At 40.8% G+C, this 15687-nt stretch carries 16 protein-coding genes and 2 pseudogenes; 10 read left to right on the top strand and 8 right to left on the bottom strand.

Annotated elements, in window-relative coordinates:
* Positions 1-93: 93 nt before the first annotated feature.
* The 3 genes and pseudogenes from modA to modC all read left to right on the top strand — a co-directional run.
* Entirely contained in the window at positions 94-858 is a 765-nt protein-coding gene (gene modA, locus L5B83_RS09570) for a molybdate ABC transporter substrate-binding protein (protein WP_250364389.1), read from the top strand.
* Positions 859-873: 15 nt separating this feature from the next.
* Complete coding sequence (modB, locus tag L5B83_RS09565) at positions 874-1596, top strand: molybdate ABC transporter permease subunit (protein ID WP_442780640.1); 723 nt, start codon at positions 874-876, stop codon at positions 1594-1596.
* Positions 1583-2260: pseudogene (gene modC, locus L5B83_RS09560) on the top strand (molybdenum ABC transporter ATP-binding protein); the annotation flags it as partial. The gene modB and the pseudogene modC, both read left to right, overlap by 14 nt.
* Positions 2261-2391: 131 nt before the next feature.
* Here modC and tehB read toward each other — a convergent pair.
* Positions 2392-3252 (bottom strand): SAM-dependent methyltransferase TehB, encoded by an 861-nt coding sequence (gene tehB, locus L5B83_RS09555; RefSeq protein WP_265778314.1) that lies wholly within the window; start codon positions 3250-3252, stop codon positions 2392-2394.
* A gap of 232 nt (positions 3253-3484) precedes the next feature.
* Here tehB and nrdR point away from each other — a divergent pair, with 232 nt between their 5' ends.
* The 4 genes from nrdR to yfbR are packed head-to-tail and all read left to right on the top strand — an operon-like array spanning position 3485 to position 6725.
* Positions 3485-3934: a transcriptional regulator NrdR gene (gene nrdR / locus L5B83_RS09550; RefSeq protein WP_250364392.1), complete on the top strand. Its 450-nt coding sequence runs from the start codon at positions 3485-3487 to the stop codon at positions 3932-3934.
* 1 nt (position 3935) lies between these two features.
* The gene (gene ribD / locus L5B83_RS09545; RefSeq protein WP_250364393.1) at positions 3936-5054 is read left to right on the top strand and encodes a bifunctional diaminohydroxyphosphoribosylaminopyrimidine deaminase/5-amino-6-(5-phosphoribosylamino)uracil reductase RibD; all 1119 of its coding nucleotides are present in this window, start codon (positions 3936-3938) and stop codon (positions 5052-5054) included.
* Between the two features lie 51 nt (positions 5055-5105).
* Positions 5106-6122, top strand: a complete 1017-nt coding sequence (gene degS / locus L5B83_RS09540; protein ID WP_250364394.1) for an outer membrane-stress sensor serine endopeptidase DegS — start codon at positions 5106-5108, stop codon at positions 6120-6122.
* The gene (gene yfbR / locus L5B83_RS09535) at positions 6123-6725 is read left to right on the top strand and encodes a 5'-deoxynucleotidase (RefSeq protein ID WP_265778313.1); all 603 of its coding nucleotides are present in this window, start codon (positions 6123-6125) and stop codon (positions 6723-6725) included. It begins immediately after the preceding gene.
* Between the two features lie 60 nt (positions 6726-6785).
* Here yfbR and L5B83_RS09530 read toward each other — a convergent pair whose 3' ends face one another.
* From L5B83_RS09530 to L5B83_RS09510, 5 genes are all read right to left on the bottom strand, one after another.
* Entirely contained in the window at positions 6786-7427 is a 642-nt protein-coding gene (locus L5B83_RS09530) for a DUF1919 domain-containing protein (protein ID WP_265778312.1), read from the bottom strand.
* Positions 7428-7436: 9 nt separating this feature from the next.
* The gene (locus L5B83_RS09525) at positions 7437-8687 is read right to left on the bottom strand and encodes a multifunctional CCA addition/repair protein (RefSeq protein ID WP_265778311.1); all 1251 of its coding nucleotides are present in this window, start codon (positions 8685-8687) and stop codon (positions 7437-7439) included.
* 18 nt (positions 8688-8705) lie between these two features.
* The gene (locus L5B83_RS09520; RefSeq protein WP_265778310.1) at positions 8706-9308 is read right to left on the bottom strand and encodes a TIGR04211 family SH3 domain-containing protein; all 603 of its coding nucleotides are present in this window, start codon (positions 9306-9308) and stop codon (positions 8706-8708) included.
* A 113-nt stretch (positions 9309-9421) separates the two neighbouring features.
* On the bottom strand, positions 9422-10684 hold the full coding sequence (locus tag L5B83_RS09515; RefSeq protein WP_250350456.1) for an inorganic phosphate transporter: 1263 nt from the start codon (positions 10682-10684) through the stop codon (positions 9422-9424).
* Positions 10685-10711: 27 nt separating this feature from the next.
* Complete coding sequence (locus L5B83_RS09510) at positions 10712-11392, bottom strand: TIGR00153 family protein (protein WP_250350455.1); 681 nt, start codon at positions 11390-11392, stop codon at positions 10712-10714.
* Between the two features lie 158 nt (positions 11393-11550).
* On the opposite strand from L5B83_RS09510, the gene L5B83_RS09505 reads away from it, so the two are divergent.
* Positions 11551-12657 (top strand): CYTH domain-containing protein, encoded by a 1107-nt coding sequence (locus L5B83_RS09505; RefSeq protein ID WP_265778309.1) that lies wholly within the window; start codon positions 11551-11553, stop codon positions 12655-12657.
* On the top strand, positions 12650-14026 hold the full coding sequence (gene radA / locus L5B83_RS09500; protein WP_265778308.1) for a DNA repair protein RadA: 1377 nt from the start codon (positions 12650-12652) through the stop codon (positions 14024-14026). The genes L5B83_RS09505 and radA overlap by 8 nt, the downstream gene beginning before the upstream one ends.
* Before the next feature lie 86 nt (positions 14027-14112).
* Here the strand turns inward: radA and L5B83_RS09495 are convergent, their stop codons facing one another.
* Positions 14113-14418 carry a helix-turn-helix domain-containing protein gene (locus L5B83_RS09495; RefSeq protein ID WP_265778307.1) on the bottom strand — a complete coding sequence of 102 codons (306 nt, stop codon included), beginning with the start codon at positions 14416-14418 and terminating at the stop codon, positions 14113-14115.
* 3 nt (positions 14419-14421) lie between these two features.
* Positions 14422-14793 (bottom strand): annotated as a pseudogene (locus L5B83_RS09490) (type II toxin-antitoxin system RelE/ParE family toxin).
* 168 nt (positions 14794-14961) lie between these two features.
* On the opposite strand from L5B83_RS09490, the gene L5B83_RS09485 reads away from it, so the two are divergent.
* On the top strand, positions 14962-15585 hold the full coding sequence (locus L5B83_RS09485; RefSeq protein WP_250350041.1) for an L-threonylcarbamoyladenylate synthase: 624 nt from the start codon (positions 14962-14964) through the stop codon (positions 15583-15585).
* The last annotated feature ends 102 nt before the right edge of the window (positions 15586-15687 follow it).

The raw sequence follows: 15687 nt of genomic DNA, 5'->3' as shown, positions 1-15687 counted from the left end.
AACTATTTTACGAGAAGTTCTCTTTTTTATGTAGCTTTTATTTTTTAAATCGTTATATAATTTATTTTATATTGGTGACTAAGGAGTATCCCAATGCTAAAACTTAAAACATTTCTTTGTTCAACTTTATTGGCTTGTTCACTATTTTCACTTTCTGCGCAAGCGAAGCTGACTATTTTTGCCGCTGCTTCTATGACAAATGTATTAGAAGAGGTGAAAACGCAGTATTTAGCAACTCACCCTAAAGAAGAAATTGATTTTTCTTTTGCCTCTTCTTCTGTATTGGCGAGACAAATTTCACAGGGAGCGCCAGCGGATATTTTTATTTCTGCCAACCAAAAATGGATGGATTTTTTATCGGAAAAGAATGTGATTGAGCCAAAAAGTCGCGTGAATTTAGTGCAGAATAGTCTGGTTATGATTGCCCCGAAAAACAGCCGATTAGCGCAGATTGATGTGCAAAATGCTCAGTGGCAAGGTGAATTAAAAGGTAGCTATTTGGCAGTGGGGGATCCTGCGCACGTTCCTGCTGGGAAATATGCACAAGAAGCCTTAACAAGCTTAAATCAATGGCAAGTGGTTGAAAATAAACTTGCCAGAGCCAATAATGTGCGTGCTGCATTAGCCTTAGTTGAACAAGGTGAAGCCCCTCTTGGGATTGTATATGGCACAGATGCAACAGCAAGCCAAAAAGTGAAAGTGGTGGCGGTTTTCCCTGAAAATTCTCACGCGGCGATTGAATATCCTGCGGCAATTGTGGTTGGGCATAGCAATCAGGAAAGTGTTGATTTTCTTGCCTATTTGCAATCAGAAGAGGCGAAAAAGATCTTCCTGAAAGCTGGATTCGTGGTCAAATAAAAGGGTACGATGCAAATGGATTGGCAGGCCTTTTTTCATTTTTCCTCAGCTGAGTTGAATGCCATTGCATTAAGTGTCAAAGTGGCATTGGTGTCAGTGTTGGCTGGATTGCCTTGCGCAATTTTGGTGGCTTGGTTGCTGGCGCGCAAAGATTTCTGGGGAAAATCCTTGCTCAATGGCATTATTCATTTGCCTTTAGTTTTACCTCCTGTGGTGGTTGGTTATTTATTATTAATCGCAATGGGGCGAAATGGCATTATCGGGCGATACTTATTGCAATGGTTTGATTTTAGCTTTGGCTTTAGTTGGTATGGCGCCGCATTAGCTTCTGCCATTGTCTCTTTCCCACTAGTGGTACGCTCAATTCGTCTAGCTATTGAAAATGTAGATTTCAAGCTTGAGCAAGCAGCACGCACCTTGGGATCATCTGCCTTGAAAACATTTTTCACGATCACCCTACCACTTGCACTACCGGGGATATTGGCAGGGATTGTGCTTGGTTTTGCTCGCTCATTAGGCGAATTTGGGGCAACCATCACCTTTGTTTCAAATATTCCAAAAGTAACCCAAACCATCCCTCTTGCAATGTTTTCTTTTCTTGAAACACCGGGTGCAGAAAGTGCAGCAGCACGCTTATGTTTGATTGCTATTGTAATTGCCTTGATTTCTTTATTGATTTCGGAATGGTTAGCAAAATATACACAAAAACGCTTGGGACAATCTGATGTTAGAAATTAATGTACGCAAACAATTAGGCAAAATGACTTTTGCGGTAGATTTACAGTTGCCCACGCAAGGGGTTACCGCATTATTTGGCTTGTCTGGTTCAGGGAAAACCACACTGATTAATTTAGTGAGTGGTTTGTTGCAACCTGATGAAGGCTATATTCGTTTGAATGGGCGAGATTTAGTTAATACAGAAACGCAATTTAATCTTCCACCTAATCATCGTAATGTGGGCTATGTTTTTCAAGAAGGCAGATTATTTCCTCATTATTCGGTAATAGGCAATTTACGTTACGGAATGAAACAGAGAAATACCGCAGAGTTTGATCGTATTGTGCAACTTTTGGGTATTGAGCATTTACTCAAACGCTATCCGATCACCTTATCAGGCGGTGAAAAACAGCGTGTTGCGATTGGGCGTGCATTGCTCAGCCAACCTGAAATTTTGCTGATGGACGAACCCCTTTCCGCCCTTGATCTACCGCGCAAATTAGAGTTATTGGATTATCTAGATAAACTTGCACAAGAAATTGCGATTCCTATTTTATATGTTACTCATAGCCTTGAAGAATTAGCACGTTTAGCTCAACAAGTGGTGCTGTTAGATCAAGGTAAGGTAATCGCCTATGATCAATGGAAAAATTTGCGAGATAGCGCATTGTTTACCCTTTGGCGAGAAAGAGAAAAATAAAAGGAGAGTAAAAAGAATGGGGATAAATAAAATGAGGTAGAAAACAAGTGCGGTGAAAAAATTCAAAAATTTCCACCGCACTTCTGGTGTTATTGCTTTTTCTTTTTATGGTTGGTTTATTTTTTCTTTGCCAACATTGTTACAAATTTCATTTTAATGCGGTTGCCATTTTCATCTGTTTTGTGAAGTTCGCCCATTTCTTCTTGATATTTAATCAATTCCCAATTTTGATAATAATTTTTCAGTTCACCTTCTTTGAAAGTGAAAGAGAATGGCATTGGGCAAGGCAAATCATCAGTACTCATTGCCGCGACAATGAGATTATAACCGCCAGCATTTGTGTGATTTTGCATATTCTCAATAATCGCAGGAATGGCATTGCGATCAAGGAACATAAATACCACCGTAGACAGAATAAAATCGTAATTTTCCTGAATATTGGCGTCATTGATATTATAAAGTGCGGTCTGAATATTGAGATTTTCTTTTTCCGCCGTACTGGTTAGAAAAGCAAGGCTATTTTCGTTGTGATCCCAAGAAGTAACATCATAGCCAAGCAGACTTAAAAAGAGCGAGTTGCGTCCTTGTCCGCAACCAAGATCTAAGACTTTGCAAGGTGGAATGATTTCCACCGCATTTTTCACTTCAGAATGCGTTGGGGTCATATTATATTTTTTGCTGAAATAATCTTCTTTTTTACAATAAAATGCTAAATAACATTCCAGATCATCCGAAGCGGCTTCGACGCGGTGCCATAGTTGCGGTTCAACAAAAGGCGTGTCATCTTGCGCAGTGAAAATATGCTCACTCACTACGTCCCCTTGTTCGGTTAAAACATAAAATTTTAGTTTGCCTTGTAGCACGGTAATTTTGCCCCAAGTGCCAATTTTCGTGTTATGTTTTTCTTGGAACATTTTTGGCAGACTTTCTTTGTTCCACACAGGCATTTTTTTGTAGCAAATTAATTCATTTTTCATTGTCTTTCTCCAAAGATAAAATAGTTGAGTAATATAGTAGGGAATTAAGGTGTATAAGGCAATAAGACAACAAAAAAAGTTATAAAATACCTGCGTAAGATCATTTTTTGCCGTATAAAGATCGTAAAAAAAGGTAAATTTTGCTACAATTCGAGCCTTTATAACAAAAATTTTATGCTGTTTTAGCCATTAAAATGGGAAATACCATTTAAAAAGGGGATTGAAAGAATTTATGCGTTGTCCTTTTTGTTCAACAGAAGAAACGAAAGTGATCGATAGTCGGTTGGTCTCCGATGGCTTTCAGGTTCGCCGCCGCCGTGAATGTGGGCATTGTCACGAACGTTTTACCACCTTTGAAATTATTGAACTCGTGATCCCAAAAATTATTAAAAGTGATCAATCGCGCGAACCTTTTGATGAAGAAAAACTCCGTCGTGGTATTCTGCACGCCTTAGAGAAACGTCCAGTAAGTTCTGATGATGTGGAAAAATCCATTAATCGCATTATTCATCAACTGCGTGCCACAGGGGAGCGTGAAGTGCCAAGCCATTTTGTCGGGCAACTGGCAATGAATGAGTTAAAAAAATTGGATAAAGTCGCCTATATCCGTTTTGCCTCCGTTTATTTAAGTTTTGATGACATCGATCAATTTACCAAAGAAATCGAAAGCCTGAAGGATTAATATGCAATCATTTTCTCAACAAGATCAGCAATTTATGCAAATGGCGTTGGATCTCGCCAAGCAAGGACGTTTTACTACCACGCCAAATCCTTCAGTGGGTTGTGTTTTGGTTAAAGAAGGCAAGGTGATCGGTAAAGGCTTCCACCTTAAAGCAGGGCAACCACACGCCGAAGTAATGGCATTGCGTGAAGCTGGAGAAAATGCGCGTGGTGCAACGGCTTATGTTACCCTTGAGCCTTGTTCTCATTTTGGTCGCACGCCACCTTGCGCCAAAGGATTAATTGAAGCTGGGGTAATAAAAGTGATTGCCGCAATGACCGATCCCAATCCGCAAGTTGCTGGACGTGGCTTGAAAATGCTTGAACAAGCTGGCGTGCAAACGGAGGTCGGATTATTGGCAGAGCAAGCAGCGTTGCTCAATCAAGGTTTTCTCACAAGAATGCGTCGCAATCGTCCTTTTGTACAACTGAAAATGGCGATGAGCATTGATGGACGGACCGCAATGGCAAGTGGCGAAAGTAAATGGATCACCGGTGCACTGGCACGTCAAGATGTGCAGCAATATCGGGCAGCAGCAAGTGCCATTCTTTCCACAAGTCAAACGGTATTAATGGATAATCCGATGTTAAATGTACGTTGGGAGCAACTTCCTTTAGCGGTTCAACAACAATATCCTGATAGCGAACTTCGCCAGCCCGTGCGGGTTATTTTAGATAGCCAGCATCGAGTTACGCCAGAATATCAGTTATTTCAACAACCTACGCCTGTTTGGTTAGTCAGTTCAACGGTAAGAGATATGCAAGGTATGCCCGATTTCTGTCAGGCAATACATATTGAAAAAAAGGCGGATTTTTTCACCGCACTTTTAACTCAGTTAGCAGAACAACAAATTAATACCTTATGGGTTGAAGCGGGCGCACAATTAGCCGGTGCCTTGATTGAAGCAAAATTGGTGGACGAGCTGATTATTTATCTTGCACCTAAATTATTGGGCGATAAAGGGAAAGGTCTTTGTCAATTACCGCATCTCCAAAAATTAGCTGATGCGCCACAATGGCAATTACAATCGGCAACGCCAATTGGTGAAGATTTAAAATTAATTTATCATCCAAAAAATTAAGTGAAAGTAAAGAAACAAGCAAATCATATAACGAATACGAAGAGAATAAGAATGTTAAGAAAGCTTATCCAATCGATTGTCATCGGTTTACTTGCCGCTGGCGCAATTTTGTTAATTAGCCCTTTCCTAAAGCAAGATCAGCCTTTGTTTCAAAAAGCGATCCTTTCTTTTAAAGATGCGGTTCGGGTTGCTTCGCCTGCGGTCGTGAATGTGTACAGTCAATCTTTTACTTCGATGAGTGGACAGCCACAGATTACCAATCTTGGCTCGGGCGTGATAATGGTGAAAGACGGGCATATTCTCACCAATAAACACGTTATTCAAAATGCCGATCAAATCGTGGTGGCAATGCAAAATGGGCGAATTTTTGAAGCTAGTTTGATCGGCTCAGACAATCTTACCGATTTAGCGGTACTAAAAATCCGCGCAGATAATTTACCCACTATTCCTAATACCAAGCGTAAATTGCACGTAGGTGATGTGGTGCTTGCCATTGGTAACCCTTATAACTTAGGGCAAAGCGTATCGCAAGGCATTATCAGTGCGTTGGGGCGCAATGCGGTAGGCGATTACATTGGGCGACAAAATTTTATCCAAACTGATGCGTCCATTAATCGTGGTAATTCAGGTGGCGCATTGATTAATTCCCTTGGTGAATTGGTGGGCATTAGCACATTAAGCATTGGTAAAAATGCTAATGAAATTGCGGAAGGGTTGAATTTTGCCATTCCCATTGATCTTGCCAATGACGTAATGAAAAAAATTATCCGTGATGGACGTGTGATTCGCGGTTTTCTTGGTATTCAAACTGACGTCTTGCTTAGTGATGAAACGAGCAGCAAAGGTATTGAAATTACGAATGTGAAAGAAAACAGCCCTGCTGCCAAAGCCGGCTTACAAGCGGGGGATATTATGCTGCAATTTGGCGATATAAAAGCAGAATCACCGGCACAAATGATGAATGTGATTAGTAATACCAGACCAAACACCACCGTGAATATGGTGATTTCTCGTCTTGGCAAAGTGATGACTTTGCCAGTTACCATTGAAGAATATACGGAGAACTAAATGTCCTTTGAATGCTTACAACCGAGCCACTTCTTTGCCTGTTTGGATCGCTTAAAGCTCATTCAGCGTTGGTCTTTAATGCGTAATATTGAAAAAGAAAATTTAGCGGAACATAGCCTACAAGTGGCGTTTGTGGCACATATGTTGGCTATCATCAAAAATAAATTTTATGCAGGTCAGCTAAATCCTGAACGCATTGCCGTATTGGCAATGTATCACGACAGTGCAGAAATTTTTACTGGTGATTTACCTACGCCAATTAAATATTTTAATGACAGTATTACCCAAGCCTATAAACAAATTGAAAGTGCCGCAGAATTTCATTTATTGAGTTTACTCCCCGAAGAATTGCAACCTGATTTTGCGCCTTATTTACATAGTGAACAATTTTCTGCTGAAGAAAAACACATTGTAAAACAAGCCGATTTACTTTGTGCTTACATCAAAGCGAAGTTTGAATTGGAACAAGGTAATCAAGAATTCTCTTCCGCGAAAGTACGGTTAGAAGCATTAATGGCGGAATGGCACAGCGAAGAAATGACATATTTTATTCAAGTGTTTATCCCAAGTTTTGGGCGTAGCCTTGACGAAATTGCGTTGTAAGAGTTCAGTTAAAAGTGCGGTAAAAAATTTAACAAAATTTCACCGCACTTTATTTTTATCCTAATGTGATGAACGTTTCTTGTTTTTGTGTTGGTTAAACCAAGCGAGATAATCAAACTGATCATAATAGCGTTTACCGCTCCAACCTGAATAAGCAAAAAGATCGCCTACACAATCTTGTTGTTCAAAGCCTTGAATGTAAAAAGCGGAAGGAATTGCTGGGTAAGGTTTATGTGTAAATACCACTTTGTTTGGATAAGGCAGAGCATCAAAGGCGTTGAGATCTTGTTCTGTGCAGCCATCACGATCGGTCATAATAATAAAAAGATTTTCAAGATCAATCCGTTGTGAGCGCTGTTGCCATTTTTCTTGGGCTTGCTGTGCATTTGCATAATGCATAAAGTGAATTTTTACATCATCTAAATAAGCAATCGGGTAAGGTGATTGCGCCACAAATTGCAAGGTTTGTTGCTGATAATGTTCAATACGCTGTAAATAGCGAATAAAATCTTTGGGTTCAAGATATAAATTTACAAAAGGCGAATTAAACGGTTGTGCTAAATCGTGCAAAATAAATGCACCGTTACAATTACTGGCTATTACCGTCATTCCTTTATTTTTCAATTCATTACGCATTTTGGGATGAATGAACAGTTTGCGTAACAGGGCATTGTATTTGTTTTTGAGTAAAGAGAATCGCATCGTATTTTCCTATTCTTGCGAATATGCTTTTTTGGCTTGTTCAATCGCTTTTTGGCGGCGTTTGTTTAATTCTTCACGGATTTTTTCTTTTTCAAATCCATCTCTAATCACCTGTTGTACATCAACCTGAAGTGCGGCTTGATACAGTTTAAGTAGGAAATCCGCTTGTGGGTAATCCACCTGTTCAAAGCCCTTGCGACCTTTTGCATCTGCTTTACAAACAAGTAACAGTTGTTCAAAACGTTCTGCTTTACGCCATACGTCTAATTTATTGAATAATCTAACAATAGTGGCTGGGCGTAAGTCAAATGCGCGGTGAATATTGGTATGGGTTTCGCACACAAGACAAGCCAGTTCTTTGATGTAGCTGGGGACTTTTAAGCGATTACATAGGTTTCGGGTTGGTATTATTCCGTTGTGTTCGTGTCCAATATGACGGGGAAGCATATCTTTGGGGGTGAGGGCTTTGCCTAGATCGTGGCAAATTGCGGCAAAACGTACCGCACTTTTTTGTTGCTTGTTGCTCTTTGTCGTCAGTAAGCTTGCTTGGTGTAATACCATCATTGTATGGATAAAACTATCCACTTCGGGGTGATGTTGCACTGGGTTTGGCACACCGTAAAGGGCATTTAGCTCAGGGAAAAGCACCGCTAATGCGTTGATTTTTCTCAAAATCTCAAAATAAATTTCAGGATTTGGGGTTTGTAAGGCTTTTTCTGTTTCTAGCCATACGCGCTCTGTGGTGAGATGAGAAAGTTCACCAGAGAGCGTGATTTCTTTCATTAATTGAATGGTTTCAGGCGCAATTTGAAAGCCTAAATAATGGTAACGTGCGGCAAAACGTGCCACTCTTAACACCCGTAAAGGGTCTTCTGCAAACGCTGGGGAAATATGACGGAGTAGGCGATGATTCAAATCATTGACACCACCATAAGGATCGTGCAAATTGCCTTGGCTGTCTTGGGCAATGGCATTAATCGTCAGATCTCGGCGGATTAAATCTTGCTCGAGAGTTATTTCTGGGCTGAAATCACAAATAAATCCCGTGTATCCTACACCTGCTTTTTTTTCCGTGCGTGCTAGCGCATATTCTTCTTTCTTTTTCGGATCAAGGAAGACGGGGAAATCTTTCCCGACTTGAATATAGCCTTGTTGCAGTAGCTCTTCGGGGGTTGTACCAATCACTACCCAATCTTTGTCTTTAACAGGGAGATTGAGCAGTTGATCGCGTACAGCACCGCCGACTAAATAAATTTCCATTTTGCTGAGAGGATTGGGTTATGCCCAGCCATCACGGCGGCGACGTTTCGGCATAATGAAAGGAAGAATTAAGCCAAGTAGCAAACCTACGCCTAGCACAGAACCGCCGTAGATAAACCATTGAATGGCGATTTCTCGCTTGCCAGCATCAAGCATGGCTTCTAAATCACGATTTTTATTTTTGGTGATTTCAAGTTCACGGTTGAGCTGGGAGTTTTGTTCCAAGAGTTGGCTACTTTGTTGTTCAGCTTGTTTGGTACGGCGTTGCATCTCGCTCGTGCGTTGTTGCCAGTCCCCATCTAATTGATTGAGTTTTAAAGTTAATTCTTCAATTTTGGCTTTTAATTTGGGGTTTTCATCTTTGCTACTTGGTGTGCTAGAAAGCTCAGATGTTAAGATCCACGCTTCACGATTTTTACTATCACGAATGAGCGTGTAGCGATCTTTTTGGTTTAGCACGGTGACTGGCTCGCCTGAGCGGATTGCCCCGGCAATTTTAAATTGATCGCCAGCCCCTTTGCGTAAAAAAGTCGAAAGGTTTTCCGTTACATAACGGGTTTCCGCCTGTGCAAATGGCACAGAAAGAAAGAATAAAAACAAGATTTTAGTCATTTTTCGCATTACAGCACCTTAAAAACAAGACAATACAAAAGTGCGGGAAATTGTACCGCACTTTGCTTTCATTCACAAAATCTTTGTCTTATTTTATGTGGGTTTACGCTGCTTTACGTCAGTTAGATAAAAATGGCGTGCAACACATAGTAAATCAAAATGGCAAAGAATGCCCCCGCTGGCAAGGTGATCACCCAAGAGGCAATAATATTGCGAATTACCGTTAAATTCAACGCGGCGATACCTCGTGCAAAACCGATACCAAGAATTGCACCAACAAGGGTTTGCGTGGTAGAAATGGGTAACCCTGTTCCTGAGGCAAGCACTACCGTGGTTGCCGTGGCAAATTGGGCAGAGAAACCGCGGCTTGGTGTGAGATCGGTGATCCCTGTCCCAATGGTTGCCATTACTTTGTAGCCCATAATGATTAAACCTAGTGCGATCCCCGCCGCCCCTAAGGGAAGAATCCACCAAGCAAGCGGACTTTTCGCCATAATTTGACCGCCATTATCTACAATCGACACCACGGCAGACAAAGGTCCAATGGCATTTGCCACATCGTTCGAACCGTGCGCGAACGCCATTGCACAGGCGGTGAGTAGCATTAAAATGCTGAACACTTTTTCTACTGCACCAAAGGTGCCAGATTTTACGGTTTGATGGAATTTTTTGCTGCGGAAATAGAAATAGCTTGCCACCACAGAAATCGCACTAATAGCTAATGAAATAAAGAAGGTTTCGCCACCCGTTAAATGTAAACCAACGTGCTTTAAGCCTTTTATCATTGTGACGACGGACAAGATAAAGATAGTTAGCCCCATATAATATGGACCATATTTTTGTGCATTGCGTAACGGTTTTTCTGTATCGAAAATCAGTTTTTGAGTGCTGAAGAAAATACCATACGCCACCACACCAGCAATCACAGGGGTGATAAACCAACTGCCAACAATATTGCGGATAGCTGACCAGTCAATAGAATTTGGGCCAACAGTAATTAAACCGAAACCGATAATCGCACCAATAATGGTGTGCGTGGTGGAAACCGGCCAGCCCATTCGTGAGGCAATAAGCAACCATATTCCTGAAGAAAAGAGAGCGGCCATCATACCTAACGCTAAAATTTCTGGCGTTGCGGTATATTCCATTGCATTGAGTACCCCACTTTTAATGGTTTCAGTCACTTCGCCACCCGCTAAATAGGCACCAGCACATTCAAAAATCATTGCAATAATAATGGCTTGCTTGGCGGTAATGGTGCCGGAACCTACGGATGTTCCCATTGCATTAGAAACATCATTTGCCCCCACACCAAATGCCATAAAAAAGCCGAAAGCTGCGGTGATGATCACTAATAAAGTGCCATAATGTTGAATAACTTCCATAGTATTATTCCTATGTTGCTTAAACAATTATGAACGAGCTAACATTAACTCAATTCGTGAACCTACGCGCTGGGCTTGATCAGCAAGCACGCCAATCCATTCCAGGATTTTGTATAAAAACATTGCGTCAATTGGGTTGAATTGATCTTCCATCGCACGCAAAATTAAGCGTAATTTAATTTGCATTTGATCTGTATCATCTTCAATCTCATCAAGAGTTTGGATCATTTTATTAACAAATTGCACTTCACGCCCTTTGAAACCCGTTTCAAGCAAGCCGTCCATTTCATCAATAACCAGATGCGCTTGCTCCGCCGCATCAATACTGCGTGCCACATATTTCATAAAATCTTCTTGCATTTCAGGTGGAAAAGCGCATTGACGCCCTACCATTCTGCCTGCAATATCTTTGGCATAATTAGCTAATTTATCTTGTTGTGTAACCAGTTCTAATAAATCAGTGCGTTCAATTGGCATAAACAAACCGCGTGGCAGCTTTAAGCGAATTTCGCGTTTCAAACTATCAGCTTGGCGTTCTGTCTCCGAAATTTTTTGGCGCAATTTCTCTGCATTTTCCCAATCACCTTGGAAAGTGTAGTCAAAAAAGGGAATGAGATATTTACAACAATCAGTTACCTTAGCAGAATGACGCGCTAAGGGCTTTAATGGGGAATGGGCAAATAATCCTAAAATATTATTTACAGCCATAAGATAACTCCTTCTAGGGGTTAGGTTGAAAAATTTTTATGCATTGCTCTCTTGTTTAAGCCTATGCGCGCGTAAAATACACTATATTTCATCGAAAAAACAAGGAATTTATTAGATAATATGAAAAAACTTGATTAAGATTGGAAGGAATAGACAAAATGAGTACAGAAATTGAATTAAAACTACTAATTCCGCCGTTTCGGTTAAATTCATTTAAGCAGAATTTGATGAAAAGTGAACCGTGCGCTCATCAGCACGCTTTTTTAGGGAATACCTATTACGACACCGCAGATAAATTTTTTGCTCAACACCAAATGGGCTTGCGTGTTCGCAAAGAAAATCAACAGATTACCTTAACCTTGAAAACAAAAGGAAATACCATAGGCGGTTTACATATTCGCCCTGAATATAATTTGCCACAGCAAAATGAAAGCCCAAACCTCGCTCAATTAGTGGAAGATTATGATCTTGAACCAGGTTGGAAAAACCTTGCATTACAGCCGATTTTTGCGACAGATTTTGAGCGAGAAACTTTTTTAATTCGCACCGCACTTTCTGCAGACATTGCTACAGAAATTGAAGTGGCAATCGATCAAGGCAAAATTATTGCAGGTGATAAGCAGGCAGAAATTTGCGAAGTGGAGTTTGAGTTAAAGCAAGGTAATATCGCGGATTTGCTTAATTATGTGCGCGCCTTAGGATTAGAAAATGGTATGCGATTAAGCGCCATTAGCAAAGCACAACGGGGTTATGCATTGGCGGAAAATTATCAGCCTAAAGTACAAAATTGGCTAGACAAGTGGCGTGATTTTTTAAACTTCGCCCAAGGTGAGGGCAATTTTTCACAAAAATTAACCGCACTTTTTCAACTTGAACAAAACTTAATTGAAGAAACTTTTGCCTTAGGGCAAGCTTATTTTGCAGAAGATTTTTTGCGTACAGTGGAACGAATTGGTGCATTTTTTAACCTTTATCATTTTTATACAGAAAATGGTAAGTTATTGGAAAATGCCTTTCATCAACAAGGGTTAAACGACACCCTTAAAACTGATTGGCTAGCGTTGGTGGAAAGCAGTCAGCAATGTTTAGCAGAATGCAAACAGCTTATTACACAGCATAGTGAAAGGAAAAATAATGCTGAAGTCATCGCACAATTATTTGATTTCTTACAATCAGCATTTTATTTACAACGAATGTTAAATCTTATTTCGCTGACTTATCTTGAAACGCATTTCGTAGCAAATTTGGAGGAAAAGAATGGCTAAAGCTAAAACGGCTTTTGTATGTAATGATTGCGGTGCGGAATATGCACGTTGGCAAGGACAATGTAATGCGTGCAAATCTTGGAATACCATTACAGAAATACGCCTTGCGCCTGCAAAATTGAGCAGAGCCGATCGCTTTAGTGGTTATGCGGGAGAAACACAAGCCAAAATTCAAACTTTATCGGAAATCAGTTTACAAGAAGTCCCTCGTTTTCATAGTGGTTTTTATGAGCTTGATCGTGTATTAGGCGGAGGAATTGTGCCGGGAAGTGCGATCTTAATTGGCGGACACCCTGGGGCAGGGAAAAGTACACTCTTATTACAAGTGATGTGTGGTTTAGCACAAAATATGACCGCACTTTATGTTACAGGGGAAGAATCTTTACAACAAGTTGCAATGCGAGCCAATCGTCTTGGGCTACCGACAGATCGCTTAAAGATGTTATCCGAAACCTCGGTAGAACAAATTTGTCATCTTGCCGATCAACTTAAACCGCAAATCATTGTGGTGGATTCTATTCAAGTGATGCATCTAGCGGATATTCAATCCTCACCGGGAAGTGTTTCTCAAGTACGAGAATGCGCCGCTTTTCTTACGCGTTATGCCAAAACTCGCCAAGTCGCCATTATTATGGTGGGACACGTTACGAAAGACGGCACGCTTGCAGGGCCAAAAGTCTTGGAACACGCCATTGACTGTTCACTTTTATTAGAGGGGGAGGCTGATAGCCGTTTTCGTACCTTACGTAGCCATAAAAACCGTTTTGGCGCAGTGAATGAACTCGGGGTTTTTGCAATGACAGAACAAGGCTTGCGTGAGGTGAAAAACCCCTCAGCCATTTTCTTAAGTCGTGGCGAAGAACAAACCGCAGGCAGTTCAGTGATGGTGCTATGGGAAGGAACTCGCCCTTTATTGGTTGAAATTCAAGCCTTGGTGGATCATTCAATGCTCGCCAATCCTCGCCGTGTTGCCGTGGGGTTAGAACAAAATCGCTTGGCATTATTACTGGCTGTATTGCATCGCCACGGCGGCTTGCAAATGTCTGATCAAGATGTCTTTGTTAATGTGGTTGGTGGAGTAAAAGTAACGGAAACCAGCGTCGATTTAGCCTTACTTCTTGCGCTTATTTCCAGCTTCCGCAATCAGCCATTACCACGCGATTTAGTGGTTTTCGGTGAAGTGGGATTAGCAGGAGAAATTCGCCCTGTACCAAGTGGTCAAGAACGGATTTCTGAGGCAGCTAAGCACGGATTTAGCCGCGCTATCGTTCCTTTTGCTAATAAACCTAAAAGTGCGGTGAAAAATATGCAAGTTTTTACCGTAAAAAAACTGAGTGACGCCTTGGCGATTCTAGATGACTTTGATTGAATGGTGATGAAATCAGTGGGAAGAGGCGATTGAGGGGGACAGCGTAAAAAGAAAACGCTTTACCAAAAGATAAAGCGTTTTTTGAGTTAAGCGAGAATTTCAATACCGCGGCGCTGTACTAAATTCAATAATTTAAGTGCAGCGCCGCTAGGTTTTTTTACCCCTCTTTCCCATTCTGAAATCATATTTTTACTAACATTGAGATAATGGGCAAAAACGGTTTGAGAAACCTGTTCTTTTTCACGAATGGCTTTGATTTCTTCTGGGGTGAAAGGTGAAACAGGCGTTAAACACAGCGCATCAAATTTTTTCATTGTTTTTTTATCCATTAGTCCTGCTTCGTATAAGTCGAGTGCGTGTTCATAAATCATTGCAGAAAGTTCATCACTCATTTTTTATCTCCTTACTATTTTTATCAGTAAACCTTGCGCTACTTCTTGTTCAATGTCTTGAATATTCTTTTCGGTATATTGTTTCGCTAAGAATTTGAGTAGAGCAAGTTGCTTTGGGGTAATATTCTGACGATCGTTTTTACTAATCCCTGCAACAAAATAGTGATTTTCATTAATTCGATAGAAAATAAACGATCGAAAACCACCGCTTCGCCCTTGTCCCGCTCTTGCTATGCGTTACTTGATAATATTATTGCCAAGATCGGTATCAATCAATCCTTGTTCAGCGCGTAAGATCGCTTCAACTAACAACTCATCGCTGATGGCGTGTTTTAAGGCAAATTTGTGAAATGCTTTTGTCTTGAATATTCGCATTAAAAATTTACTGTCATCTTTAGCGTTATAGTAACAAAGTGATAAGATCACGACAATAGCGAGAACAGTGAAAAATCAATCATCAGTACAAATTTATTTTCCCTCAACCCTATAATCAACGGGGAATTTCGGTATAATGCCCAAGTTTATTATTACAGGATAAAGGTTATGAGCCAGTTTTTTTATATACACCCAGAAAATCCGCAGCCGCGTTTAATTAATCAAGCGGTGGATATGTTGAAACAAGGCGGGGTGATTGTTTACCCGACGGATTCAGGCTATGCCTTAGGTTGTATGCTCGGTGATAAGCACGCAATGGATCGCATTGTGCAAATTCGCCAACTGCCAGAAAATCATAATTTCACTTTGGTGTGTAGCGATTTATCAGAGCTTTCAACTTATGCCACGGTGAACAATGTGGCGTATCGACTGATTAAAAATAACACACCGGGGCGTTATACCTTTATTCTCACCGCCACGAAAGAAGTGCCACGCCGCTTAATGACATCAAAACGTAAAACCATTGGCTTACGCGTGCCAGATAATCAAATTGCGTTAGCCTTATTGAATGCCTTGGGCGAGCCGATTTTATCTTGTTCTTTAATGTTGCCCGGGGAAGAAGGTATTACCCAATCTGATCCTGAAGAAATTCGCGATCGTTTAGAACATCAAGTGGATTTAATTATTAACGGTGGCTATTTAGGACAAGCGCCGACAACCGTGGTGGATTTAACCGACAACACGCCAGTAATCTTGCGTGAAGGTAGTGGTTCAATTACGCCATTTATTTAATCTTTTCAAATTGTTAGACGCTTGGGAAAGCGACAAGAGGAAATATGAAATCAACATCTTATTCGCAACGCAATGCCACCAAAGGAATGCGTTTTGCTGAAA

The organism is Avibacterium sp. 21-599 (genome assembly GCF_026226765.1).
Classification (GTDB): Bacteria; Pseudomonadota; Gammaproteobacteria; order Enterobacterales; family Pasteurellaceae; genus Avibacterium.
The sequence above is the reverse complement of the archived record's forward strand: the minus strand, read 5'-3'. Positions and strand labels throughout refer to the sequence as shown.